At 72.1% G+C, this 23,986-nt stretch carries 23 protein-coding genes; 12 read left to right on the forward strand and 11 right to left on the reverse strand.

Going from position 1 to position 23,986, the window contains the following annotated elements; all coding sequences use genetic code 11:
- Positions 1-6: 6 nt before the first annotated feature.
- From F8R89_RS20210 to F8R89_RS20220, 3 genes are read right to left on the reverse strand one after another with little or no spacing between them, the layout of a single operon-like run.
- Complete coding sequence (locus F8R89_RS20210) at positions 7-819, reverse strand: DUF4253 domain-containing protein (protein ID WP_151785280.1); 813 nt, start codon at positions 817-819, stop codon at positions 7-9.
- Between the two features lie 30 nt (positions 820-849).
- The gene (locus F8R89_RS20215) at positions 850-1,725 is read right to left on the reverse strand and encodes a helix-turn-helix domain-containing protein (protein WP_151785281.1); all 876 of its coding nucleotides are present in this window, start codon (positions 1,723-1,725) and stop codon (positions 850-852) included.
- On the reverse strand, positions 1,722-2,558 hold the full coding sequence (locus tag F8R89_RS20220; protein ID WP_151785282.1) for a peptidoglycan-binding protein: 837 nt from the start codon (positions 2,556-2,558) through the stop codon (positions 1,722-1,724). Before F8R89_RS20220 ends, F8R89_RS20215 begins: the two co-directional genes overlap by 4 nt.
- Positions 2,559-2,879: 321 nt before the next feature.
- Between F8R89_RS20220 and F8R89_RS20225 the strand changes: the two genes are divergently transcribed.
- A complete protein-coding gene (locus tag F8R89_RS20225; RefSeq protein WP_151785283.1) occupies positions 2,880-3,317 on the forward strand; it encodes a peptidoglycan-binding domain-containing protein in 438 nt (145 codons plus the stop codon).
- 83 nt (positions 3,318-3,400) lie between these two features.
- Here F8R89_RS20225 and argS read toward each other — a convergent pair whose 3' ends face one another.
- A complete protein-coding gene (argS, locus tag F8R89_RS20230; protein WP_151785284.1) occupies positions 3,401-5,158 on the reverse strand; it encodes an arginine--tRNA ligase in 1,758 nt (585 codons plus the stop codon).
- A gap of 145 nt (positions 5,159-5,303) precedes the next feature.
- Between argS and lysS the strand changes: the two genes are divergently transcribed.
- Entirely contained in the window at positions 5,304-7,043 is a 1,740-nt protein-coding gene (lysS, locus tag F8R89_RS20235) for a lysine--tRNA ligase (protein ID WP_151785285.1), read from the forward strand.
- 68 nt (positions 7,044-7,111) lie between these two features.
- Here lysS and F8R89_RS20240 read toward each other — a convergent pair whose 3' ends face one another.
- The 3 genes from F8R89_RS20240 to F8R89_RS20250 all read right to left on the reverse strand — a co-directional run bounded on the left by F8R89_RS20240 (position 7,112) and on the right by F8R89_RS20250 (position 10,421).
- A complete protein-coding gene (locus tag F8R89_RS20240; RefSeq protein WP_151785286.1) occupies positions 7,112-8,368 on the reverse strand; it encodes a DUF2637 domain-containing protein in 1,257 nt (418 codons plus the stop codon).
- A 194-nt stretch (positions 8,369-8,562) separates the two neighbouring features.
- The gene (locus F8R89_RS20245) at positions 8,563-9,456 is read right to left on the reverse strand and encodes a DUF3558 family protein (protein WP_151785287.1); all 894 of its coding nucleotides are present in this window, start codon (positions 9,454-9,456) and stop codon (positions 8,563-8,565) included.
- 137 nt (positions 9,457-9,593) lie between these two features.
- Positions 9,594-10,421 (reverse strand): DUF3558 domain-containing protein, encoded by an 828-nt coding sequence (locus tag F8R89_RS20250; protein ID WP_151785288.1) that lies wholly within the window; start codon positions 10,419-10,421, stop codon positions 9,594-9,596.
- Between the two features lie 216 nt (positions 10,422-10,637).
- Here F8R89_RS20250 and F8R89_RS20255 point away from each other — a divergent pair, with 216 nt between their 5' ends.
- Positions 10,638-11,831, forward strand: a complete 1,194-nt coding sequence (locus F8R89_RS20255) for an RtcB family protein (protein WP_151785289.1) — start codon at positions 10,638-10,640, stop codon at positions 11,829-11,831.
- A 137-nt stretch (positions 11,832-11,968) separates the two neighbouring features.
- On the opposite strand, the gene F8R89_RS20260 is transcribed toward F8R89_RS20255, so the two are convergent.
- Positions 11,969-12,748, reverse strand: coding sequence for an SDR family NAD(P)-dependent oxidoreductase (locus F8R89_RS20260; protein ID WP_151785290.1), 780 nt, complete (start codon positions 12,746-12,748; stop codon positions 11,969-11,971).
- Positions 12,749-12,831: 83 nt separating this feature from the next.
- The gene (locus tag F8R89_RS20265; RefSeq protein WP_151785291.1) at positions 12,832-13,167 is read right to left on the reverse strand and encodes a YnfA family protein; all 336 of its coding nucleotides are present in this window, start codon (positions 13,165-13,167) and stop codon (positions 12,832-12,834) included.
- 111 nt (positions 13,168-13,278) lie between these two features.
- Here F8R89_RS20265 and F8R89_RS20270 point away from each other — a divergent pair, with 111 nt between their 5' ends.
- Entirely contained in the window at positions 13,279-13,740 is a 462-nt protein-coding gene (locus F8R89_RS20270; RefSeq protein ID WP_151785292.1) for a hypothetical protein, read from the forward strand.
- 25 nt (positions 13,741-13,765) lie between these two features.
- Here F8R89_RS20270 and F8R89_RS20275 read toward each other — a convergent pair whose 3' ends face one another.
- A complete protein-coding gene (locus F8R89_RS20275; protein ID WP_151785293.1) occupies positions 13,766-14,599 on the reverse strand; it encodes a helix-turn-helix domain-containing protein in 834 nt (277 codons plus the stop codon).
- Positions 14,600-14,661: 62 nt separating this feature from the next.
- On the opposite strand from F8R89_RS20275, the gene F8R89_RS20280 reads away from it, so the two are divergent.
- From F8R89_RS20280 to F8R89_RS20300, 5 genes are all read left to right on the forward strand, one after another.
- On the forward strand, positions 14,662-15,264 hold the full coding sequence (locus F8R89_RS20280) for a TIGR03086 family metal-binding protein (RefSeq protein WP_151785294.1): 603 nt from the start codon (positions 14,662-14,664) through the stop codon (positions 15,262-15,264).
- 64 nt (positions 15,265-15,328) lie between these two features.
- The gene (locus F8R89_RS20285) at positions 15,329-16,429 is read left to right on the forward strand and encodes an LLM class flavin-dependent oxidoreductase (RefSeq protein ID WP_151785295.1); all 1,101 of its coding nucleotides are present in this window, start codon (positions 15,329-15,331) and stop codon (positions 16,427-16,429) included.
- A complete protein-coding gene (locus F8R89_RS20290; RefSeq protein ID WP_151785296.1) occupies positions 16,426-17,025 on the forward strand; it encodes an FMN reductase in 600 nt (199 codons plus the stop codon). The genes F8R89_RS20285 and F8R89_RS20290 overlap by 4 nt, the downstream gene beginning before the upstream one ends.
- Before the next feature lie 94 nt (positions 17,026-17,119).
- Positions 17,120-17,848, forward strand: a complete 729-nt coding sequence (locus F8R89_RS20295; protein WP_151785297.1) for a response regulator transcription factor — start codon at positions 17,120-17,122, stop codon at positions 17,846-17,848.
- On the forward strand, positions 17,849-19,315 hold the full coding sequence (locus F8R89_RS20300; RefSeq protein ID WP_151785298.1) for a sensor histidine kinase: 1,467 nt from the start codon (positions 17,849-17,851) through the stop codon (positions 19,313-19,315).
- Positions 19,316-19,392: 77 nt separating this feature from the next.
- On the opposite strand, the gene F8R89_RS20305 is transcribed toward F8R89_RS20300, so the two are convergent.
- Complete coding sequence (locus F8R89_RS20305; protein WP_003974483.1) at positions 19,393-19,830, reverse strand: hypothetical protein; 438 nt, start codon at positions 19,828-19,830, stop codon at positions 19,393-19,395.
- Between the two features lie 584 nt (positions 19,831-20,414).
- Here F8R89_RS20305 and hemL point away from each other — a divergent pair.
- From hemL to F8R89_RS20325, 3 genes are all read left to right on the forward strand, one after another.
- Positions 20,415-21,749, forward strand: coding sequence for a glutamate-1-semialdehyde 2,1-aminomutase (hemL, locus tag F8R89_RS20315; RefSeq protein ID WP_151785299.1), 1,335 nt, complete (start codon positions 20,415-20,417; stop codon positions 21,747-21,749).
- A gap of 65 nt (positions 21,750-21,814) precedes the next feature.
- The gene (locus F8R89_RS20320) at positions 21,815-22,507 is read left to right on the forward strand and encodes a histidine phosphatase family protein (RefSeq protein WP_151788215.1); all 693 of its coding nucleotides are present in this window, start codon (positions 21,815-21,817) and stop codon (positions 22,505-22,507) included.
- A 138-nt stretch (positions 22,508-22,645) separates the two neighbouring features.
- The gene (locus tag F8R89_RS20325; protein ID WP_151785300.1) at positions 22,646-23,968 is read left to right on the forward strand and encodes a hypothetical protein; all 1,323 of its coding nucleotides are present in this window, start codon (positions 22,646-22,648) and stop codon (positions 23,966-23,968) included.
- Positions 23,969-23,986 lie beyond the last annotated feature (18 nt).

Below are 23,986 nucleotides of genomic sequence, written 5' to 3' on the forward strand. Positions count from 1 at the left end.
CGGGGCTCAGTCCCACCAGAAGGACCAGGCGGGCTGACCGAGCACCCGGGTCCCGGCGTAGGCGCGCACGCTCGGGTCGCCGCTCTGCAGGATGTTGTCCGGGCAGAACGCGAAGTGCTCGGCGGCGACGGCCTCCGCCTCGGCCGGGGTGAGCGGCGGCGCGGCGACGGAGACCAGCAGGTGGTCGAAGCCCAGCGCCACCACGCGTATCCCGAAGCGGTCCTCCCAGGAGCGGAGCACCGCGCACAGGCGCGCGGTGTCGCCCTCGTGGTTCACCGGGCCCGACCAGCCGATCGCCGCCGGGATGTCCGCGCTGCGGCGGGCCGGGACGAGGGCCAGCCGGGGGTCCTCCAGCAGGCCGCCGCTCTCCACCAGTTCGTCCACGAGCGTCATCGCCACCGCGTCCGGGTCCTGCGGCGAGTCGGGACCGGGGTCGGCGGCGCCGGCCTCGGTCAGGCCGGGCCAGTCCTGGCCGGTCTCCCCGGCGGCGTACTCCTCCCACAGGTCGGCCAGGACCTCGTCGGCGTCATGGTCCCCCGGGTACGACATCGCGTCGGGCGCCAGCTCCCACTCCTGCGGGCCGCCCTGCCCGCCGCCCGCGTCGACGACGACCGGCAGCAGTCCGGCGGACCGCCGGGCCGGGGCCAGCTCCGCCCAGTCGCCGGGCGCGGCCGGCGCGTCCGCGAGCCACAGCAGCGGCTCGGGCCAGACGCCCTGGTGGGTGGTGTCGACGAGCCGCCCGGGCGGGAGTCGGAGGCCGAGGGCGGCCCCGGTGGGGTCGCTCATGAGCTTCGGCAGCGGGTTGGGAAGAGTCGCCATGCCGGTGACTGTAGGGGGCGGCACTGACACTCACCGCGCGATCCGGCTGTCGAAGCACTCCTCGCCGCCCCCGGCGGCCGGGTCGAAGCAGGCCCGGACGACGCTGCCCGGCGTGGCCGCCGTCATCGGCGTGTAGACGTACGAGTCCGCGTCGACGCCGTCCTCGATGCGCACGCCGCGCACCCGGTCCTCCGCCGTCCCGGCGCCCGGGGCCGCCGACATCTCCAGCCGGTCACCGATCCGCGTCCCCCACATCCGGGCCCAACTCGTGCCGCACTCCTGGCTGTAGCGCAGCTCCAGCCAGGCGCCGGTCGCCGTCCGGTAGGCGGCGAGGGTCCGCGGCGCGCCCGCGCACTTCATCCGCATCGGGCTCTTGCCCTCGCAGACCGCGCCCCGGCAGCGCGGCCCCGTCGCGGACGGGGGCGGTGACAGCGCGGCTCCCGGTCCGCCGCCCCGGCCCGGCAGGAGCAGGGCCACCGCAGCCAGGGCGCCCACGACCACGGCGGACACCGAGGCCAGCACGGCGGCGAGCGTCGCCCGGCGGTACGCGGAGCCGTCCCGCACCGGGTGCCGTGCTCCGGCGGGCGCGGGCTGTTCCGGAGCGGGCGGTGCCGGCCGCGACACCGGTTCCACGCGCTCCGCCGCCCGGCCGCTGCCCTCCGACTCGGCGATCTCCCACAGCGCCAGGCAGCGCCCCTCCGGTTCCCCGGCGAGACGGCACAGCTCCCGCACCGCCTCGCGCGGGGCGAGCGTACGGCCGTTGAGGTAGCGGTCCCAGGAGGACTTGCTGAACGTGGTCTTGGCGGCGAGACCGGCCAGGCTCAGCCCGGTGCGGTCCTTCAACTCCCGCAGGGCGCCCGCGAGCCGGGCCCGCTCCGGCGACGGCGGCGGCGTCGGTGACGTCATCCCCGCAGCGCCTTCCAGGTGTGCGGCCCGACGATGCCATCCACCACGAGACCGTCCCGCCGCTGGAGTTCCCTCACCGCGCGCCGCGTCACCGGACCGAAGATCCCATCGACCGCGCCCGGCGCGAGACCGGCCCGGCGCAGCAGGCACTGCGCCTCGGCGACGTCCGGTCCGGCCTGGCCCTGGGCGAGGATGGCGTCCCGGGTGCGGCTGAGGCCCGCGTACCAGTGGCCGTCGACCCGTTCCAGGCGGCAGGTGTAGAGCGGTGCCGTGGCCGAGGCGGGCGCCGGAGACGGTACGTCGGTGGCCACGAGTGCGGCGGGCGGCCGGCCCTGCTCACCGCCGCTCAGCCGGACGACGAGGAGCACGGCCGTGGAGAGCGCCAGCACCAGCGCCACGGCCCCGGCGGCCAGGGCGATCCGCGGCGAACGGCCGGGTGGGCGCGGCTCGTCGGGGCCGTCCGGCGCCACGAGCGGGTCCACGTCCGGGTCCACGTCCGGGCCCGCTTCCGGCTCCGGGTCCGAGTTCGGCTTTGGGGCAGGCGGTCCGTCGGGTCCGGCGCGTCCGGTGTGCCACGCCTCCGCCGCCACCTCGCGCAGCGCGAGCAGCCGCGTCGGATCCTCCCCGACGGCCCGCGCCAGCGCCTCGACGGCCTCCCCGGGCGGCAGCGAACGGCCGCCCAGATACCGCTCCCAGGACTTCTGGCTGTACCCGGTGCGTGCCGCGAGCTGCCGCAGACTCAGCCCGCTGTGGTCCTTCACACGGCGTGTGCACACCACGAACCGGCGTACACGCGGATCCAGTTCCGCGGGCAGCGCTGCCCAACGCGACATGTTCCCCCCATTCGCGTTCACGGTGCGGGCCCGCGGTCCGTGGTCAGTGGCCCCCGCGCCCCCCGCCGCATTCTGCATCAGCAACCACGACCCGCACCGGAGGCCGGTTCCGGCAGTGACGGCGATTCGGCCACCGCCCGGCCGCGGGCGTCCCGCCGTGACGTCCCGGCGCGCCGCGTTCCCGCAGGTCGCGGCGTGGGACGTCCCGCGACGACGTCACTTCCGCGGCGGTCGTGGCACCCGGCCGGCGGCAGGCCCCAGGCTCGTATCGCCAGCCAGGCGGCACCGGCCGCCATCTGACCGAGATCGAGAGGGACACGTATGCGACCGAATGTCTGGACCAGGACCCTCGTCGGCGTCACCGCCGTCGCCGGCCTCGCCGCCGGCAGCCTCGCGACCGCCGGGACGAGCTTCGCGGCGCCGGACAGGCAGCCGGCGGTGAGCTCCGACGTCAGCGTCCTCGCGGTGAACAACCTCGGACTGAGCACGGCCGAGGCGAAGAAGGTCCAGAGCTGGCTCAAGGAGTACTGGGGCTACACCGGGGCGATCGACGGACAGCTCGGCACCAACAGCTGGAAGGCGTTCCAGCGCTGCCTCAAGCAGTACTGGGGCTACAACGACTCGATCGACGGTGTCGTCGGGCCGAACACCATCAAGGCGCTCCAGCGGCTGCTCAGGAACTACGGCTACACCGGCGCCATCGACGGGGTCGCCGGGTCCGGCACCAAGGCGGCGTTCAAGCGCTTCGCCAACGCCTGAGCACGCGCCGGCCTTTCACGGACGCGGCCCGTCCTCTTCCGTATCGGAGAGGACGGGCCGCGTGCCCGCGTGTTCGGGCGAGGTCAGAGGCGCTCGGGCGTCCGGATGCCCAGCAGGGACATGCCCTTGGTCAGTGTGCGGGCCGTCAGGTCGCACAGGAACAGGCGGTTCTCCACCTGCGCGGACGTCTCGGCCTTCAGCACCGGGCACTTGTCGTAGAACGTGGTGTACAGCGACGCCAGCTGGTACAGGTACGCGGCCACCTTGTGCGGGGCGTACTCCGCCGCCGCCTCGAAGACCGTGTCCCCGAACGCGTCCAGGTGCAGGCCCAGCGCCCGCTCCGCCGCGTGGAGCTCCAGCTCGGGGTGCGCGGCGGGCCGGACCTCGCCGGCCTTGCGCAGGATCGACTGGATCCGGGCGTAGGCGTACTGGAGGTAGACGGACGTGTCGCCGTTCAGCGAGACCATCTGGTCCAGGTCGAACTTGTAGTCCCGGCTGGGGGACGTGGACAGGTCGGCGTACTTCACCGCGCCGATGCCCACCTGCGCGGCCCGCTCCTGGATCTCGTCCTCGGTGAGGTCCTGCGCCTTCTCCCGGACGACCTCGGCGGCCCGCTGCACCGCCTCGTCCAGCAGGTCCTCCAGCCGTACGGTCTCGCCCTCACGCGTCTTGAACGGCTTGCCGTCCGCGCCGAGCACGGTGCCGTAGCCCATGTTGTGCGCGGTGACGTCGTCGCCCAGCCAGCCGGCCCGGCGGGCGGTCTCGAAGACCATCTTGAAGTGCAGCGACTGACGCACGTCCACCACGTACAGCAGCGTCGTCGCGTGCAGGTCCTGGACCCGGTTGCGGATCGCGGTCAGGTCGGAGGCCGCGTAGCCGAAGCCGCCGTCCGCCTTCTGCACGATCAGCGGGACCGGCTGGTCGTCCTTGCCCCGGATGTCGTCGAAGAACACGACGAGCGCGCCCTCGGAGCGCACCGCGACACCCATCTCCTCCAGGAGGCGGGCCGTCTCCGGCATGCCGTCGTTGTACGCGGACTCGCCGACGATCTCGTCGTCGCGGATCTCCATGTCGAGCTTCTCGAAGACCGAGTAGAAGTAGACCTTCGACTCGTCCACGAACTGCTGCCACAGCTCCAGGGTCTCCTTGTCGCCGGACTGCAGGGCGACGACCCGCTTGCGGGCCCGCTCCTTGAAGTCGTCGTCGGCGTCGAAGAGCGCCCGCGAGGCCTTGTAGACGCGGTTCAGGTTCGACATGGCCTCCTGGCCGTCGACCTCCGACGGCGGCGCCAGCTCGCCCGGGTGCTCCATCAGGTACTGGATGAGCATGCCGAACTGCGTGCCCCAGTCGCCGATGTGGTGCCGGCCGATCGTCCTCTCGCCGGTGAAGTCGAGCATGCCCCGCAGGGCGTCGCCGATCACCGCGGAACGCAGGTGGCCGACGTGCATCTCCTTGGCCACGTTCGGCTGGGCGTAGTCGATGACCGTGACACCGGGCTCGGCCTTGGGTGCCACGCCGAGCCGGTCGCCGTCGGCGTACCGCGCGGCCAGGTTCTCCACGATGGCGCGGTCCGCGAGCGTGATGTTGAGGAAGCCGGGCCCGGAGACCTCGACGTCCTGGATCACGTCACCGGTGGTGATGCCCGCGACGACCTGGCCGGCCAGCTCCCGAGGGTTCGACCTGGCCTTCTTGGCGAGGGCGAGGATGCCGTTCGCCTGGTAGTCCGCCCGGTCGCTGCGTCGCAGCAGCGGGTCGACGTCGGTCGCCTCCGGCAGGGTGGCCGAGAGGGCGGACGTGAGCTGCTGCTCGACAGAAGCGCTGAGGGGCGTGACCGAGGCCATGGGATGGGATGCCGTTCTCCTCGTGGGACGGATAGACCCAGCCAGTATCCCATGGGTGGTAAAGCCGTTTTCTCGAGCGCGAGACCGTCTGGGAGAATGACGTGTCGGCCGCGGACGTGCGGCTGCCCTGTGGAGAAAGAAGGACGTGCCGATCGTGGCTCAGAGCACCGAGACCACTGACTGGGTCTCCCGTTTCGCGGATGAGGTCATCGAGGAGTCGGAGCGTCGGGCCCCGGGCAAACCGGTCGTCGTCGCGTCCGGTCTCTCCCCGTCCGGCCCCATCCACCTGGGCAACCTGCGCGAGGTCATGACCCCGCACCTGGTCGCCGACGAGATCCGCCGCCGGGGCCGCGAGGTCCGGCACCTGATCTCCTGGGACGACTACGACCGCTACCGCAAGGTCCCGGCCGGCGTCCCCGGCACGGACGAGTCGTGGGCCGAGCACATCGGCAAGCCGCTGACCTCGGTCCCCGCCCCGAAGGGCTCCCCGTACCCGAACTGGGCCGAGCACTTCAAGGCCGCGATGGTCGAGTCGCTGGCCGAGCTGGGCGTGGAGTTCGACGGCATCAGCCAGACGGAGCAGTACACCTCGGGCGTCTACCGCGAGCAGATCCTGCACGCCATGAAGCACCGCGGCGACATCGACGCGATCCTCGCCCAGTACCGCACCAAGAAGGCCCCGGCGAAGAAGCAGCAGAAGCCCCTCGACGAGGCCGAGCTGGAGGCCGCCGAGGGCTCCGGCGCCGCCGCCGAGGACGACGGCAGCTCCGGCTCCGCCGGCTACTTCCCGTACAAGCCGTACTGCGGCAACTGCGAGAAGGACCTCACCACCGTCACCTCGTACGACGACGACACCACCGAGCTGTCGTACACGTGCGACGCGTGCGGCTTCGCGGAGACCGTGCGGCTCGAGGAGTTCAACCGCGGCAAGCTGGTCTGGAAGGTCGACTGGCCGATGCGCTGGGCCTACGAGGGCGTGATCTTCGAGCCGAGCGGCGTCGACCACTCATCGCCGGGCTCGTCGTTCCAGGTCGGCGGGCAGATCGTCGGCATCTTCGGCGGCGAGCAGCCCATCGGCCCGATGTACGCCTTCGTCGGCATCAGCGGCATGGCGAAGATGTCGTCGTCCAAGGGCGGCGTGCCCACCCCGGCCGACGCGCTGAAGATCATGGAGCCGCAGCTGCTGCGCTGGCTGTACGCCCGCCGCCGCCCCAACCAGTCGTTCAAGATCGCCTTCGACCAGGAGATCCAGCGGCTCTACGACGAGTGGGACAAGCTCGACGCCAAGGTCGCCGACGGCACCGCGCTGCCCGCCGACGTCGCGGCGCACTCCCGCGCCGTCGGCACCGCCGCCGGTGAGCTGCCCCGCACGCCCCGCCCGCTGCCGTACCGCACCCTCGCGTCGGTCGCGGACATCACCGCCGGGCACCAGGACCAGGCGCTGCGCATCCTCTCCGAGCTCGACCCGGAGAACCCGCTGTCCGACCTGGACGAGGCCCGCCCGCGCTACGACAAGGCCGAGGCCTGGATCAACACGCACGTCCCCGCCGACCAGCGGACCATCGTGCGCGACGAACCCGACACCGAGCTGCTGAAGTCCCTCGACGACGCGTCCCGGCAGTCGCTGCGGCTCCTGCTCGACGGGCTCGCCGAGCACTGGTCGCTCGACGGCCTGACCCACCTCGTGTACGGCGTGCCCAAGGTGCAGGCCGGCTTCTCCGCGGACGCCACGCCCAAGGAGCTGCCGCCGGAGATCAAGACCGCCCAGCGGTCGTTCTTCGCCCTGCTCTACCACCTGCTGGTGGGCCGGGACACCGGGCCGCGCCTGCCCACGCTGCTGCTGGCGGTCGGTCAGGAGCGGGTGAGGACCCTGCTCGGGGACTGACGCCGGCACCTACGCGATGGGGGCGCCCGGTGAACACCGGGCGCCCCCATCAGCGTGTGCGGAACGGTCTAGGCGATGTGGTCCTCCTCCAGCTCCGCCGAGTGGCGCTGCTGGAACCGTTCGGCCAGGGTCTTCAGGTCGCTGGGGCTCAGCGACGTCCCGTACGTCGCCTCGATGTTGTCGCCGAGCACCCGCGGCGTCGGGTAGCTGCCGTCTATCGACTGACGGAAGACCTGGTAGTAGTCCTCCTCCGACGGCTCCGGGGCCGGCGTGCCGCCGCCCTCGCCGAGCTGCCGGGTACGGGCCGACGTCACCGGGATCGGGAACGTGCCGGTGTCCTCCGGGGAGGGCTCCTGAAGCGGGGGCTCCTCCTCGTACTGGTCCCGGTACTGCTCGGCCTGCTGCTGCTCCGCGTACCAGTCCTCCAGGTGCCCCTGCGGGTCGTACTGGGCGTCATAACCGCCGTGGTACTCCACCTGCCGGGGCGTGTTGAACCAGTCCTGCACGTACTCCGGCTCGGGCTCCGGCTCCGGCGGCCCCGCCGGGCCCGCCTGCCGGGGGATCGAGGCGGCCACCGCCGGACGTTCCGCGCCGCCCAGGGCCACCGGGCCGGCCGCCGAGTGCACCGCCTCCCGCGGAGGCGCCGGGGGCAGCAGCGCCGGCTCGATGCCCGCCGCCGCCAGGCCCGCCGGGGCCGTCTCCGCCAGCGGGACGCCGTACCGCGCCAGCCGCAGCGGCATCAGGGACTCCACCGGGGCCTTGCGGCGCCAGGCACGGCCGAAGCGCGAACGCAGCCGCGCCTGGTAGACCAGCCGCTCCTGCTCCAGCTTGATCACCTGCTCGTAGGAGCGCAGCTCCCACAGCTTCATACGGCGCCACAGCAGGAACGTCGGCACCGGCGACAGCAGCCACCGGGTGAGGCGGACGCCCTCCATGTGCTTGTCGGCCGTGATGTCGGCTATCCGGCCGATCGCGTGCCGCGCCGCCTCCACCGAGACCACGAACAGGATCGGGATGACGCCGTGCATGCCGACGCCCAGCGGGTCCGGCCAGGCCGCCGCGCCGTTGAAGGCGATCGTCGCGGCCGTCAGCAGCCAGGCCGTCTGACGCAGCAGCGGGAAGGGGATGCGGATCCACGTCAGCAGCAGATCCAGGGCCAGCAGCACGCAGATGCCCGCGTCGATGCCGATCGGGAACACATAGCTGAAGTTCCCGAAGCCCTTCTCGATGGCCAGCTCGCGGACGGCCGCGTACGAACCGGCGAAGCCGATACCGGCGATGATCAGGGCGCCGAAGACGACCACGCCGATGAGAACGCGGTGCATCCGAGTCAGCTGCGGTGGCCCGGCCACTCGTACTCCCCTCCCCATGCGTGTTGTTGCGCGCAACAGAGTGGCACATCCGGACGGTGCCCGTGCCCCCGGACCGGCACGAGCCCGGTCCCCGAGGGGAACCGGGCCCGGTCAACCTCCCCCGCTGAGCTGCGTGTTGTGACGCAGCGGTGGGCGGGGTGTGACAGTCAGCTCTTCTTCGACGCTGACGGGGAAGGGGAGCCCGACGCGTCCTTCGACGCGCCGGCCGAGGGAGACTTCGACGCCGGCTTCGAAGGCGCGCTGCTCGGCGTGCCCGCGTCACCGCCTGCGCCGTTGGCCTTCGCGACCGCCGCCACGGCCTCCTTCAGCGCCTTCTGCGCCAGCTTGTTCAGCTTGTCGCCGTCCGGGGTCTTCTCACCGGCCAGACCGGCGCCGTTGTAGTCGACGGTGACCACGACGTTCTCGGTACGGGCGACGACCGTCTCCTGCTTGAAGGAGCCTTCCTTCTTCTTCAGGTCGTAGCGCACCGCCGTCGCCTCGTCGCCGACGCCCTGCACAGGCTCCGACTTCGTGTTCTTCGCGCCGGTCACCGACCGGGCGTCCTGCGCCTGCGCCCGGTAGTACTCCTGCGCCAGCTTGTCGCCCGCGCCCCGCGAGGCGTCCGACTCGAAGCGCAGCAGGGAGACGTTGAGCCAGCGGAACTGCGAGCCCTTCACCCCGTTGTTGTCGAGGCTGCTCCAGGAGCAGGAGCCCCGCGTCGACGTGTCGTCGGAGGAGCCCTTCTTACCGGACTTGGCCTTCGGCACCAGGTCGTCCAGCGTCTTCCCGGACAGCACCTTGCACGCCTCCGGCAGCGCCTTGTACGCGGCGGCCTGCACGGTCGGCGACGCGCTCGCCGCCGGCGACGACGCCGAGGACTTCGCCCCGCCGTCCCCGCCCTCGGCCGCCTTGTCACCGGAACCGGAGTCCGAGGAGCAGCCCGCGGCCACCAGCATCACCGGGACGGCCGCGGCGCAGACAAGGGCACGGCGCAGACCCTTCGCCCGCTGCTCACGCTGGTCACGCCGGTCAAGCTGATCTCGCATCGCTGCTCGCTGCATGGTTCCTTCACTCATGACTGCCACTCGTGGTTCCTGCGGTCGGATCGGGTCCGAGGGGCCACGGTACGCGGTGAAGAAGGTGTGCGGTCTCGTTTCGGTTACGTCGCGGAAGGGGGTGAAGTGGTGTGCGGGCGGCGCTAGTCGCCCAGTGCGTCGGCCAGTCGCGCGGCCAGTTTCTGGGCCCTGTCCTGCATTTCCTCGCTGTCGGGCACGGCGCCGACGGTCATCGGCTGCTCCTCGTACTCGATCGTGACGATCACGTTGGACGTGCGGAACGCCACAGTCACCTTGCGCTGCTGGGCCGTCGAACCGGACGTGTCGAGCGCGTCGTCGAGGAACGCCTCGTCCCCGAGGTCCTCCAGCACGCGCGGCTGGAGTTCGGGCGGGGTGCCGCCGGACGCGGAGGTGGAGGAGGACGGCGAGGAGGGCGCCGAGGACGAGCCCGAGGGCGAACCGGACGGCGACGGCGTGGAGGAGCCGGTCACCTCGGCGCCCGGCGTGACGGTGCTCACCGGCTCGGGCAGGTCGGCGGCGTCCCGCTGCCGCGCGAACAGCCGCTCCGCCTCGCTGTCGTCGCTGGTCGCGGAGTCGTACGCCACGACCCGCTCGAAGTTGACGACGAGGTGGTCGGTGGCCTGCGCCGACTCGACCTTCCAGCGGCAGCCGACCTTGCGGTCCGTGTCGAAGGTGAGGGCCGGGGTGCCCTCGTACGCCTTCTCGCGGCGCTTCTCGTCGGTCATCTCCCGTATGCCGGGCAGCAGCTCGTCGAGGGTGTCCTCGCCGACCGTGCCGCAGGGCTCGGGCAGATTGCGGTACCGGCCGGGCTCGGCCACCGCGCTCGCGGTGCCGGAGTCGCCGGGGTTGGAGTCGTCGGTGGTGCCGCCCTCGCCGGAGCCGCCGGTGCAGCCGGCCAGCAGCACCGCGAGGAGCGCGGCGACGCCGGATACGTACGCCTTCCGCTGCACGGTGAGGCTCCTCTCGACGGTGCGGTGTGGCCGGTGTGTTCGCCGGTCCCTCAGTGTCCCCGCTGGTTAATCGCTTGCCGCGCGGGGGCGCCCCCTGCAGACAATGTGTATCGCACGCACTGCTGTGAACGCCGGTCCGCTGTCCCATTTCGTCGACCTTGGCGCCAGTTTTGCTATTTCAGACTTGTATGTGTTTTCCGGGGGATTGAGGACGCTATGTCGTACGTGGAGATGCCGGGCGCGAAGGTGCCCATCCGTATGTGGACCGACCCGGCGACGGTCGAGGAGTCCGCGCTCCAGCAGTTGCGGAACGTCGCGACGCTGCCGTGGATCAAGGGCCTCGCCGTGATGCCGGACGTGCACTACGGCAAGGGCGCGACGGTCGGCTCCGTCATCGCCATGCACGGGGCCGTGTGCCCGGCGGCGGTCGGCGTGGACATCGGCTGCGGGATGTCGGCGGTGAAGACGTCCCTGACGGTGAACGACCTGCCGGGCGACCTGTCGCGGCTGCGCTCGAAGATCGAGCAGGCGATCCCGGTGGGCCGGGGCATGCACGACAGCCCCGTCGACCCGGCGCGGCTGCACGGCTTCGGCACGGCCGGGTGGGACGCCTTCTGGGGGCGTTTCGGCGGCATCGCGGACGCGGTGAAGTTCCGCGAGGAGCGGGCGACGAAGCAGATGGGGACGCTCGGATCGGGCAACCACTTCATCGAGGTGTGCACCGACACCGAGGGAGCCGTGTGGCTGATGCTGCACTCCGGTTCGCGGAACATCGGCAAGGAACTCGCCGAGTTCCACATCGGCGTCGCGCAGAGGCTCCCGCACAACCAGGGCCTGGTCGACCGCGACCTCGCCGTCTTCGTCGCGGACACCCCGCAGATGGCGGCGTACCGCAACGACCTGTTCTGGGCGCAGGAGTACGCCAAGTACAACCGCACGATCATGATGGCCCTGTTCAAGGACGTCGTCCGCAAGGAGTTCAAGAAGGCCAAGCCTTCCTTCGAGCCCGAGATCAGCGCCCACCACAACTACGTGGCCGAGGAGCGCTACGACGGCATGGACCTGCTCGTGACCCGCAAGGGCGCGATCCGGGCCGGCTCCGGCGACTACGGCATCATCCCCGGTTCCATGGGGACGGGCTCGTACATCGTGAAGGGCCTCGGGAACCCGCTGTCCTTCAACTCCGCCTCGCACGGGGCCGGTCGGCGCATGAGCCGTACCGCCGCGAAGAAGCGGTTCTCGACGAAGGACCTGGAGGAGCAGACACGGGGCGTGGAGTGCCGCAAGGACTCAGGTGTCGTGGACGAGATCCCGGGCGCCTACAAGCCCATCGAGCAGGTCATCGACCAGCAGCGGGACCTCGTGGAGGTCGTCGCGAAGCTCAAGCAGGTCGTCTGCGTCAAGGGCTGACCGGACGCGGGGACCCACCGCCTACTTCGGCGCGTGGGTCACCGCGTAGATCATGACGAAGGCCACGATGTGGATGCCGAAGAGGAAGTAGCCGAGCCACCACCACATCTGGCGTTCGTTGTGCGGGTCCTTGCCGGTCACCGGGTCTCCCGGTGGACCTTGGTGTTGGAGGCCTGGGCGCGGGGGCGGACCACCAGCAGGTCGATGTTCACGTGGCTGGGGCGGGTGACCGCCCAGGTGATCGTGTCGGCGACGTCGTCGGCGGTCAGGGGCTCGGCGACGCCCTCGTAGACCTTCGCGGCCTTCTCGGTGTCGCCGCCGAAGCGGGTCAGCGCGAACTCCTCGGTCCGCACCATGCCGGGGGCCACCTCGATCACCCGCACCGGCCTGCCCACGATCTCCAGGCGCAGGGTCTCCGCCAGGACGTGCGCGCCGTGCTTGGCCGCGACGTATCCGGCGCCGCCCTCGTAGGTGGCGTGACCGGCGGTGGAGGAGACGACCACCACGGTGCCGTCGCCGCTCGCCTCCAGCTTGGGGAGCAGGGCCTGGGTGAGGTTCAGGGTGCCGATGACGTTCGTCTCGTACATCGTGCGCCAGTCGTCCGGGTCGCCGGTGGCCACCGGGTCGGCGCCGAGGGCACCGCCCGCGTTGTTGACGAGGACGCCGACGGTCCGGAAGGCGGACGCGAACTCGTCGACGGCCGCGCGGTCCGTGACGTCGAGCTGGTAGGCGGTGGCGGAGTGGCCGGCCGCGGTGATCTCCTCGGCCAGCGCCTCGATCCGGTCCTTGCGGCGGGCGGTGAGCACCACGCGGTATCCGGCGGCGGCCAGCTGCCGTGCCGTGGCGGCTCCGATCCCGCTGCTCGCACCGGTGACGACGGCGATGCGGGAGGCGGCGGACGGTGCGGCGGTGGCCATGGACTGCTCCTCGGGCGTACGCGGACGGGTGCCGGCGTCGGACGACTGTCCGGCCAGGATAGGCGGGCCGGAACCGCAGGCACCTACTGGTTTCGCGGGGCCCACATGATCACGGCCATGCCGGCCAGGCAGATCAGGGCGCCCGTGACGTCCCAGCGGTCCGGGCGGTAGCCGTCCGCGACCATGCCCCAGGCCAGCGAGCCGGCGACGAAGATCCCGCCGTACGCGGCGAGGATGCGGCCGAAGTGGGCGTCGGGCTGGAGCGTGGCGACGAAGCCGTAGGCGCCGAGGGCGAGGACGCCCGCGCCGATCCAGAGCCAGCCCCGGTGTCCCCGGACGCCCTGCCACACCAGCCAGGCGCCGCCGATCTCGAACAGCGCGGCGAGCACGAACAGGGCGACGGAGCGGAGGATCAGCATGGCCGCCAGCTTCGCACGCCGCCGCGCGGCCCCTCATGTCACCTGTTGGACGGCGCCTGTCCGCCGTGCCGCGGGGGATACATCGCTTCGACCTCGGTGGAAGGAGCGGACATGACGTGGTGGACGCGTGGTGTCGTGGTGGGTGCGACGGCGGTCCTGGCGGCGGCCGGCGGGACGGCTCCGGCGCCGGCCGCGCCGCGGGGTGCCGGCGCGGAGGTCGCCTATCACGGCTCGGCCGTGCTCTCCGGCGGTCTGGTCGGCGTGCGGTTCACCCCGCACAACCACGGTCCGGCGGCCGTACCGGAGTCGGTGGTGCGCGTGCGCTGGTCGGAGCCGCTGGCCGACGGCCAGGTCCTGCCGCCGTCGTGTGCGCGGTCCGAGGAGCGGGCGGTCGTGTGCCGGGTCGGGCCGCTGGAGGCGGACGGTGTGGGGGAGCCGGTCGTGCTGCGGGTACGGCTGCGGCAGGCGTCGCCCGAGGTGCGGCTGGAGTTCGCCACCGTGGCGGACGGCGACCGGGCGGGTGCCGGGCAGCGGGTGCTGGTGCTGGAGACCGGGGACGCCTACGCCTTCTAGCTCTGCTCGGCTCTGCTCGGGCGGCTCAGGTGCCCTGGTCCTCGCCGCGTTCGGCGTGGGCGTACGCCGTCGGCGGGACGCCCACCGTCGCCGTGAAGTCCCGTACCAGGTGGGCCTGGTCGGCGTAGCCGAGTTCGTGGGCGAGCGTGGCCCAGTCGACGCCGGGGCGGGTGCCGGCGTGGTCGAGGGCGTCGTGGATGCGGTAGCGCAGGATGCACCACTTGGGGCTGACGCCGACGTACGTGGAGAACAGCCGTTGCAGGGCGCGCACCGACAGCCCGTGGGCGCGCGCGAGATCGGTGACCCGGCGGATGGAGCGGTCGGCGCGGATGCGGGCGACCAGGTCGACGGCGAGGTCGGCCCGGGGGTCCGGGACCCGGGGGAGGGCGAGGAGGAAGGTGTCGAGGGCGGTCACCCGGTCCTCGTCGCGTGCGGCGCCGACGATGGCGCGGGCGGTGTCGCCGGTGGCGCCGGGGAAGACCTCGGCGGCGGGGAGGACCCGGCCCGTCCAGGCGGACACCGGCGCCGCGGGGGCGTGGGGCCGGAAGCCGCCGGGCCGGAACTTCACGCCGCAGACCCGGCCCCGGCCGGTCAGCTTGCGGGTGTAGAGGCCGAGCGCGACGCCGGTGAGCTCCGCGTAGGGGGCGCCCTCGTCCTCGTCCCACTGGAAGGTGAGGTTCACGGCCGGGTGCGGGACGACGTGGGAGGCGTACGGGCCGGGCAGGTCCCAGTCGATCAGCCAGTACCACTCGACGTACCGGCGCAGCGGCTCGGCGGGCGTGTGGCGCCGGAACCGCACGCGGCTGAGCAGCCCGGACGGGTCGACGATCCCCCGGGTGTCGTGGCGGGGTGCCTCCATGGGCGGATCGTACGTCGCGTTTGTTCAAGAAGGGCGGCCCTCGTTGTCCCTACGTTCGGGGCATGGACGTGAACAGGGTGGAAGACACGGTGGAGACGTACGGCATCGGTGAGCTGCTGGACCGGGCATGCGAGCGGGCGGTGCCGGTGGTGCGGGGCGTGCCCGACGGGGCGCTCGCCGCGCGCACGCCGTGTGCCGAGTACGACGTGAAGGCGCTGGTCAACCATCTCTTCCAGGTGGTGGTGCAGTTCCAGCGGCTGGCCGTGCGGGAGGCGGCCGACTTCGGGGAGACGCCCGATCTGGTGGGCTCCGAGCCCGCGTGGCGGGAGCGGCTGGCGGAGGAGGCCCGCCGGACGGCGGCGGTCTGGTCGGCGCCGGGCGCGGAGGAGGGGACGACGGGCGGGATGGGGTTCCCCGCCCGGCTGGTCGGTGCGATGGCGCTGCTGGACCTCACCGTGCACGCCTGGGATCTGGCGCGGGCGACGGGCCAGGACTTCCCGGACTGCGACGAGGCGGTCCTGGCGGAGCTGGACGGGGCGGTGGCGACGCTGGAGCCGACCGCGCGGGCGCGGGGGGTGTTCGGGGAGCCGGTGCCGGCGCCCGAGGGGGCCACCGCGTTCGAGCGGCTGCTGGCGCGTACGGGCCGGGATCCGCGCTGGGAATAGCCCGAGGAGGGTCGCCGTTCTCCGGGTATAGTTGAACCATAAACAACCTGGAGGGTGAGCGACCATGCAGTTCGGGATCTTCAGCGTCGGCGATGTCACGCCGGACCCCACGACCGGCCGTACGCCGACCGAGCGTGACCGCATCAAGGCCATGGTCGCCATCGCCCTGAAGGCGGAGGAGGTCGGCCTCGACGTCTTCGCGACCGGCGAGCACCACAACCCGCCGTTCGTGCCGTCCTCGCCGACCACGATGCTCGGCTACATCGCGGCCCGCACCGAGCGGCTGGTGCTGTCGACGTCCACCACGCTGATCACCACCAACGACCCGGTGAAGATCGCCGAGGACTTCGCGATGCTCCAGCACCTGGCCGACGGCCGGATGGACCTCATGATGGGCCGCGGCAACACCGGCCCGGTCTACCCCTGGTTCGGCCAGGACATCCGCCAGGGCATCAACCTCGCGATCGAGAACTACGCCCTGCTGCACCGGCTGTGGCGCGAGGACGTCGTGAACTGGGAGGGCAAGTTCCGTACCCCGCTCCAGGGCTTCACGTCCACGCCCCGCCCGCTGGACGGCGTGCCGCCGTTCGTCTGGCACGGCTCCATCCGCTCCCCGGAGATCGCCGAGCAGGCCGCCTACTACGGTGACGGCTTCTTCCACAACAACATCTTCTGGCCCGCCGACCACACCAAGCGGATGGTCGAGCTGTACCGGACCCGGTACGCCCACTACGGGCACGGCACCCCCGAGCAGGCGATCGTCGGCCTCGGCGGCCAGGTGTTCATGCGGAAGAACTCCCAGGACGCGGTCCGCGAGTTCCGCCCGTACTTCGACAACGCGCCGGTGTACGGCCACGGGCCCTCGCTGGAGGACTTCACCGAGCAGACGCCGCTGACCGTCGGCTCCCCGCAGCAGGTGATCGAGAAGACGCTCGCCTTCCGCGACTACGCCGGCGACTACCAGCGCCAGCTGTTCCTGATGGACCACGCCGGGCTGCCGCTGAAGACCGTCCTGGAGCAGCTCGACCTGCTCGGCGAGGAGGTCGTGCCGGTGCTGCGCAAGGAGTTCGCCGCCCGGCGCCCGGCCGGGGTGCCGGACGCGCCCACCCACGCGTCCCTGCTGGCCCGCCGGACGTCGGAGGCGGAGGAGGTGACCGTCGCATGAGGCTCGTCGTCGTGTCCGCGGGACTGAGCGTCCCCTCCTCCACCCGGCTCCTCGCCGACCGGCTGGCCGCCGCGGCCGGCCGGCAGGCCGAGGCGGACGTCGAGGTCGTCGAGCTGCGCGAACTCGCCGTCGAGATCGCGCAGAACTTCACCAACGGCTTCCCGGGCCGCCGGCTGGCCGCCGCGATCGACGCGGTGACCTCGGCGGACGGCCTGATCGTCGTCACCCCGGTGTTCTCCGCGTCGTACAGCGGCCTGTTCAAGTCGTTCTTCGACGTCATCGACAAGGACGCGCTCACCGGGATGCCGGTGCTGATCGCCGCGACCGGCGGCACCGCCCGGCACTCGCTCGTCCTCGACCACGCGCTGCGCCCCCTCTTCGCCCACCTCAAGGCCGTCGTCGTCCCGACCGGCGTGTACGCCGCCTCCGAGGACTGGGGCGCCGAGGGCCTGGACGGACGGATCGAGCGGGCGGCGGGCGAGCTGGCCGCGCTGATGCGGGGCCTGGCCGGGACGCGGCGGGCGGCCCCGGACACCTTCACGGTCGTGCCGTTCGCCGAGCAGCTGGCGGCCGTGGCCGAGGGGTCCGGCAGCTGAGGACGGGGCGCCGTACCGTGAGATCCCAGTAAGAAGGGTGACCGGAGGCGCCCCCTCACCGCGCCGGGGCCCGAAGCCTTGGCACTATGAAGGCGTGGCCCACACTGTGCTCCTCGCCGAAGACGACCGCGCCATCCGCAACGCGCTGGAGCGCGCCCTGACCCTGGAGGGATACCGGGTCACCGCGGTCGCCGACGGCGTCGAGGCACTGGCCCAGGCCCACCGCACCCCGCCGGACGTCCTCGTCCTCGACGTGATGATGCCCGGCATCGACGGCCTTCAGGTCTGCCGGGTGCTGCGCGCCGAGGGCGACAACACGCCGATCCTCATGCTCACCGCGCTCGTGGAGACCCAGGACCGCATCGCCGGTCTCGACGCGGGCGCCGACGACTACGTCGTCAAGCCCTTCGATGTCGAAGAGGTCTTCGCCCGGCTGCGCGCCCTGCTGCGCCGCAGCGGCGAGACCAACGGCGCCGCGGCCCCCGCCGACGCGCCCCGGCAGCCCCCCGCCGACACCACCGGGCGGCTCATCGAGGCCGCCGGCCTGCGGATGGACCCGCAGGCGCGGCGCGCCTGGCGGGGCGAGCGCGAGCTGGAACTCACCCGCACCGAGTTCGAGCTGCTGGAACTGCTCGTCCGCAACGCCGGCATCGTCCTGGACCACGCCACCATCTACGACAAGATCTGGGGCTACGACTTCGGCCCCGGCTCCAAGAACCTCGCCGTCTACGTCGGCTATCTGCGCCGCAAGCTCGACGAGCCCGGCGCCCCGCAGCTCATCCACACGGTGCGCGGCGTCGGCTACGTGCTGCGGGAGGACTGAGTGCGCGGACGGGCCCGCCGCCGGCTCGCACGGCTGCTGACCGGACGCCGGCGCACCGGACTGCTCTCGCTGCGCGGCACCTTCGCGGTGTCCTTCGCCGCCGTCACCGCCGTCGTCACCCTGCTGGTCGGCCTGCTCTCCTACACGGCCGCCGCCCGCCTGGTGCGGGTGGACCAGGAGAGCGTCTTCGACGAGGTCGTGCAGGACCTGCGGGGCGAGGTGCGGCAGCGGGCGATGACACCGGACGACTTCTCCTCCTCCGCGCCCGGCCACGACCTGGTCCGGCCCGCCCGCACCGACGTGCAGGTGCTGGGGCCGGACGGGGCCGTCGTCGACCCCGGCAACCCCGGCCTGCCGGTCGAGGCCGCGGACCGGCGCGTCGCGGCCGCCCGGACCGCCGGGCGGATGATCCAGCACCGGGACGTCGACGTCGGCAGCGACGTCTACCGCGTCGCCACCGTCGCGCTCGGCGGCGGCCGGGGCGCCGTGCAGATCGCGCAGGAGTTCAGCGACACCGAGGACCTGCTGCGGGCCCTCCAGCAGCGGACCCTGCTGCTGATGTCGGCCATCGTCGTCCTCGCCGGGCTGTTCGGCTGGTGGCTGGCCCGGCGCATCACCCGCCGGCTCACCGTCCTCACCGACGCCGCCGAGGACGTCGCCCGCACCCGCCGCCTCGGCATCCAGGTCCCCGTCACCGGGTACGACGAGGTCGGCCGGCTGGGCCGCGCCTTCGACCGCATGCTGGGCCGGCTCGCGCAGTCGGAGGAGGACCAGCGGCGCCTCGTGCAGGACGCCGGACACGAACTGCGGACCCCGCTCACCTCGCTGCGCACCAACATCTCCCTGCTGCGCCGCATCGACGAACTGCCGCCCGGCGCCCGCGAGGAACTGGTGACCGACCTGGGCCAGGAGGCCCGCGAACTCACCGACCTGGTCAACGAACTGGTCGACCTGGCCGCCGGCCAGTCCGACACCGAACCGGCCCAGCGCGTGGACCTCGCGGAGATCGCCGAGGACGTCGCCGTGCTCGCGCGGCGGCGCACCGGACGCCGGGTCGAGGTCCGGGCCTGCGGCGACACCACCCTCACCGGCCGGCCGGGCATGCTCCAGCGCGCCCTGACCAACCTCGTCGAGAACGCCGCGAAGTTCGACCGCGACGGCACCGCGCCCATCGAGATCGGCGTCGCCGGCCCGGCCCGCCCCGGCACGGTCCGCGTCGAGGTCCTCGACCGCGGCCCCGGCATCGCCGACGACGACCTGCTCCGCGTCTTCGACCGCTTCTACCGCGCCCCGGACGCGCGCTCCCTGCCGGGCTCGGGCCTCGGCCTGTCGATCGTCCGCGAGGTCGCCCTCGCCCACGGCGGCGCCCCCTTCGCCTTCCACCGGGAAGGCGGCGGCACAGCGATCGGCTTCACGGCGGGGCGTGCGGGGGAGGGGCGGACGGGGGTGGGACGGGAGGGGACGTGAGGGGGCACCGGCTGGTCAGGCACCCGTACGCGTAGGGCGGGGTCCGGGAACCCCGCCCGCTGGTCGAGCGTGTCCGGTCAGGGCCAGACCAGGCAGTACGGCTGGTGGCCCGCCTCGTGGAGGCGGTGGCTGAAGTCCTGCCACTCGTGCAGCAGCTGGTAGACGTTGAACGCGTCGCGGGGGCCGCCGCGGTCCGGGACCGTGGACCAGATGAAGGCCGCCGCTCCCACCGCCTCCTCGCCTATCCCGCGCAGCGGGTCGACGACCGTCATCGGCAGCTTGACCACGGCGTAGTCGGGGTGGAGGACGACCAGCTCCAGGGGCGGCACCTTGTGCAGGGGCACGCCTTCGATGCCCGTCAGCACCATGGCCGCCATCGTCTCCGGCTTGATCTTGGTGAACATGCCGTTCATGCCCAGCTCGTCGCCGCCGAGTTCCTCGGGGCGCATCGAGATCGGGACGCGGGCCGCGGTCGCGCCGTCCGGAGCGCCGAAGTACTTGTACGTCACCCCCACCCGACCACCATTCCTGCTCCCCGCCCTCAGACGGTCGACCCGGCTGTCGATCCGCCGGTCGAACGGCTCGTGCTCACTCGGTACACCCGTCGCATCTGGCATACCTGGTACAACGTGTCCCTGGCGTACTTCGTTCGAATCCTCCGCGTCGCGTCGGTGCCTTCCCCGCCGGGCACGTCGAGGACCCAGGTCGTCGGTCCCCTCGCCCAGTCCGCCACCGCGATGCATATCTCCACCCGACTGCTGTTCTAGGACGCGTGGCGCCCGCCGCGCAACCCGATCATCGTGTCAGTGACCTCCCCCACGGCCGCCCGCCGAAACGTGCGGCGAAACACCTCTCGGCGAGATGTCCCCGGTCCCCGATCACCACGGCCCGCATGAGCTGTGTGTATCACGCCCAGTCTCGCAGATCGTCCGTCGGTGACGAGGGGGTACGGAGGGACGCGGGGGTCGGGGAGGGCCGTCCGCGCGCCGGTGGCGGCTCGCGGCCGCCGGTGGGCCCTGGCCTACCCTGAGGAGGTCACAGGCAACCGGAGTCCCGGACCCTCTCAGACAGTCGGAAAAGGTCGGAGTAGTCGCAGGTCATGAGCGAAGCGCCCTCTTCAGGAACGCCCTATCCATACGATGCGCCCGCCTCGCAGGCGCTGTTCGACCGTGCGGCCGCCGTGACGCCCGGCGGTGTGAACTCCCCGGTGCGCGCCTTCCGCGCGGTGGGCGGTACGCCCCGGTTCATGGTGTCCGGCAGCGGCCCGTACCTGACCGACGCCGACGGACGCGAGTACGTCGACCTCGTCTGCTCCTGGGGGCCGATGATCCTCGGGCACTCCCACCCCGAGGTGATCGCCGCCGTGCAGGAGGCCGTCGGCCGCGGCACCTCCTTCGGCACGCCCGGTGAGGGCGAGGTCGCGCTCGCCGAGGAGATGGTCGCCCGGATCGAGCCGCTGGAGCAGGTACGGCTGGTCTCCAGCGGCACCGAGGCCACCATGTCGGCGATCCGTCTCGCCCGCGGGTTCACCCGGCGCACCAAGGTCATCAAGTTCGCCGGCTGCTACCACGGGCACGTCGACTCGCTGCTCGCCGCCGCCGGATCGGGCGTCGCCACGTTCGCCCTGCCGGACACCCCCGGCGTCACGGGCGCCCAGGCCGGCGACACGATCGTCCTGCCGTACAACGACCTGGAGTCGGTGCACGAGGCGTTCCACCGCTACCCCGGCGAGATCGCCTGCGTCATCACCGAGGCGTCCCCCGGCAACATGGGCGTCGTCCCGCCGCAGCCCGGCTTCAACCAGGGGCTGAAGGACGCCTGCGGCAAGAACGGCGCCCTGTACATCTCCGACGAGGTCATGACCGGCTTCCGTACCAGCCGCGCCGGCTGGTACGGCGTGGACGGCGTCAAGCCCGACCTGATGACCTTCGGCAAGGTCATGGGCGGCGGTTTCCCGGCCGCCGCGTTCGGCGGCCGCGCCGACGTCATGGAGCACCTGGCCCCCGCCGGGCCCGTCTACCAGGCCGGCACGCTGTCCGGGAACCCGGTCGCCACGGCCGCCGGCCTCGCCCAGCTCCGGCTCCTCGACGAGGCCGCGTACGACACGATCGACCAGGTGTCGGCGACCATCCAGGGGCTCGTCACCGAGGCCCTGACCAAGGAGGGCGTGGCGCACCGGCTGCAGAACGCCTCCAACATGTTCTCCGTGTTCTTCACGGACCGCGAGGTCCGCACCTACGAGGACGCCAAGCGCCAGGAGTCGTTCCGCTTCACCGCGTTCTTCCACTCCATGCTGGCGCAGGGCGTCTACCTCCCGCCCTCGTCGTTCGAGTCCTGGTTCGTGTCCACGGCCCACGACGAGCGGGCGGTGCAGCGGATCGCCGACGCCCTCCCGGCGGCGGCCCGAGCGGCGGCGGAGGCCACGGCGGAATGAGCGACACCCCCCGCCACGACACCCCCCGCGACGACACGCCCACCCCCGAGCACTCCGGGACACCGATGACCGACAGCAGCAGCGACAGCGACATCACCGTCGTCCACCTCATGCGGCACGGCGAGGTGGACAACCCGGACGGCGTCCTCTACGGGCGCCTGGCGGGCTACCACCTGTCCGAGCTCGGCCGGCGGATGGCCGACCGGGTCGCCGAGCACCTCGCCGACCGGGACGTGACGTACGTCTGCGCCTCCCCGCTGGAGCGCGCCCAGGAGACCGCCACCCCGATCGCCAAGGCGCACGGGCTCGACCTCGCGACCGACGCCCGGCTCATCGAGGCCGAGAATGTCTTCCAGGGCAAGACGTTCGGCGTCGGCGACGGGGCGCTGAAGCGGCCGGCGAACTGGAAGTACCTGGTCAACCCGTTCAAGCCGTCCTGGGGCGAACCGTACGCCGAGCAGGTCGCGCGGATGACGGGCGCCCTCGACGCCGCCAAGGACGCCGCGCGCGGGCACGAGGCCGTGCTGGTGAGCCACCAGCTGCCGATCTGGATCGTGCGCAGCCATGTCGAGAAGCGGCGGCTGTGGCACGACCCGCGCAAGCGGCAGTGCACGCTCGCGTCGCTGACGTCCTTCACCTACCAGGGCGACCGGATCGTCTCCGTCGGCTACTCCGAGCCGGCGATCGACCTCGTCCCCGAGCACCTGCGGGCCGGGGCCAGGCCGGCGCAGGGGCAGAGCAAGGGCTTCGGCGCCTGACCCGCGGCCGATGTCCCCCACCCCCGTGACAGAGGGGTGACATTGGTCGCGATACCTCCACAGGCCGGACGGGAACCGTCCCGTTCGTCGTGCCCTCTGACTGGGTGACCAGCTCAGAGCACGACGGACGGGGCAGCCATGCGCGACATCAGCCGACGGGGAGTCATCGGACTCGGCGCGGGAGCCGCCGCGGCCCTCACACTCGCGGGATGCGGCGCGTCCACCTCGTCCGGCGGGTCGAAGGACAGCCCGGGCTCCGGCGGTTCCGGCACTCCCAAGGACAACCGGCACGGCTCGCAGGCCGACCGCGACCGCCCGATAGGCGACGGCTCCACCTCCTACACCGGCAAGCAGCCCCACCAGCCGGACGCGCCGGTGCCGCTGGAGCCGGGTCAGGAGCCGCCCCAGTTCGTCGTCTTCTCCTGGGACGGGGCCGGCGAGGTCGGCAACGGCCTCTTCCCGCGCTTCCTGGACCTCGCCAAGGAGCACGACGCGCACATGACGTTCTTCCTCTCGGGGCTCTATCTGCTCCCCGAGTCGAAGAAGCGGCTCTACGAACCGCCGAACAACCCGCGCGGCGCCTCCGACATCGGCTACCTCACCGACGACCACATCAAGCAGACGCTGAAGAACGTGCGGCGCGCCTGGCTCGACGGGCACGAGATAGGCACCCACTTCAACGGGCACTTCTGCGGCGGCAGCGGCACCGTCGGCAACTGGACCCCGCAGCAGTGGCGCAGCGAGATCGACCAGGCCAAGTCCTTCGTCAAGGAGTGGCGCACCAACTCCGGCTGGACCGATCTGCCCTCCCTGCCGTTCGACTACGACAAGGAGCTGGTCGGCGGCCGTACGCCCTGTCTGCTCGGCCAGGACAACCTGCTGCCCACCGCCCGTGAGCTGGGCTGGCGCTACGACGCCTCCTCGCCCGGCGGCCGTCAGGTGTGGCCGGTGAAGAGGAAGGGGCTCTGGGATCTGCCGCTCCAGCAGATACCTTTCCCCGGCCGTTCGTTCGAGGTCCTGTCGATGGACTACAACATGCTCGCCAACCAGTCGGTGAACTCGACGAACGCTCCCAGCTACCACCACCCCGCCTGGCGCAAGCAGGCGACGCAGGCGTACATCCAGGGATTCAAGCGGGCATACGAGACAAACCGTGCACCCTTCTTCATAGGCAACCACTTCGAGCAGTGGAACGGCGGCATCTACATGGACGCCGTCGAGGAGGCGCTGAAGCACATGGCGCGGGAGAAGGAGAAGGGCGGCGACATCCGGCTCGTCTCGTTCCGGCAGTTCGTGGACTGGCTGGACGTCCAGAAGCCGGACATTCTCGACAAGTTGCGCACGCTGGAGGTCGGGCAGAAGCCCGCAGGAGGCTGGAGCGCCTTCACCAAGGGTGGCTCCGCGAGCGGCACCGGGACGTCGCCCGGCACCTCTTCGGCGGGGTCGGCGGACGCTGCCTGATATGCGGTTTTACGCCCG

The sequence above is a fragment of the Streptomyces sp. SS1-1 genome, assembly GCF_008973465.1.
In the GTDB taxonomy this organism is placed as follows: domain Bacteria; phylum Actinomycetota; class Actinomycetes; order Streptomycetales; family Streptomycetaceae; genus Streptomyces.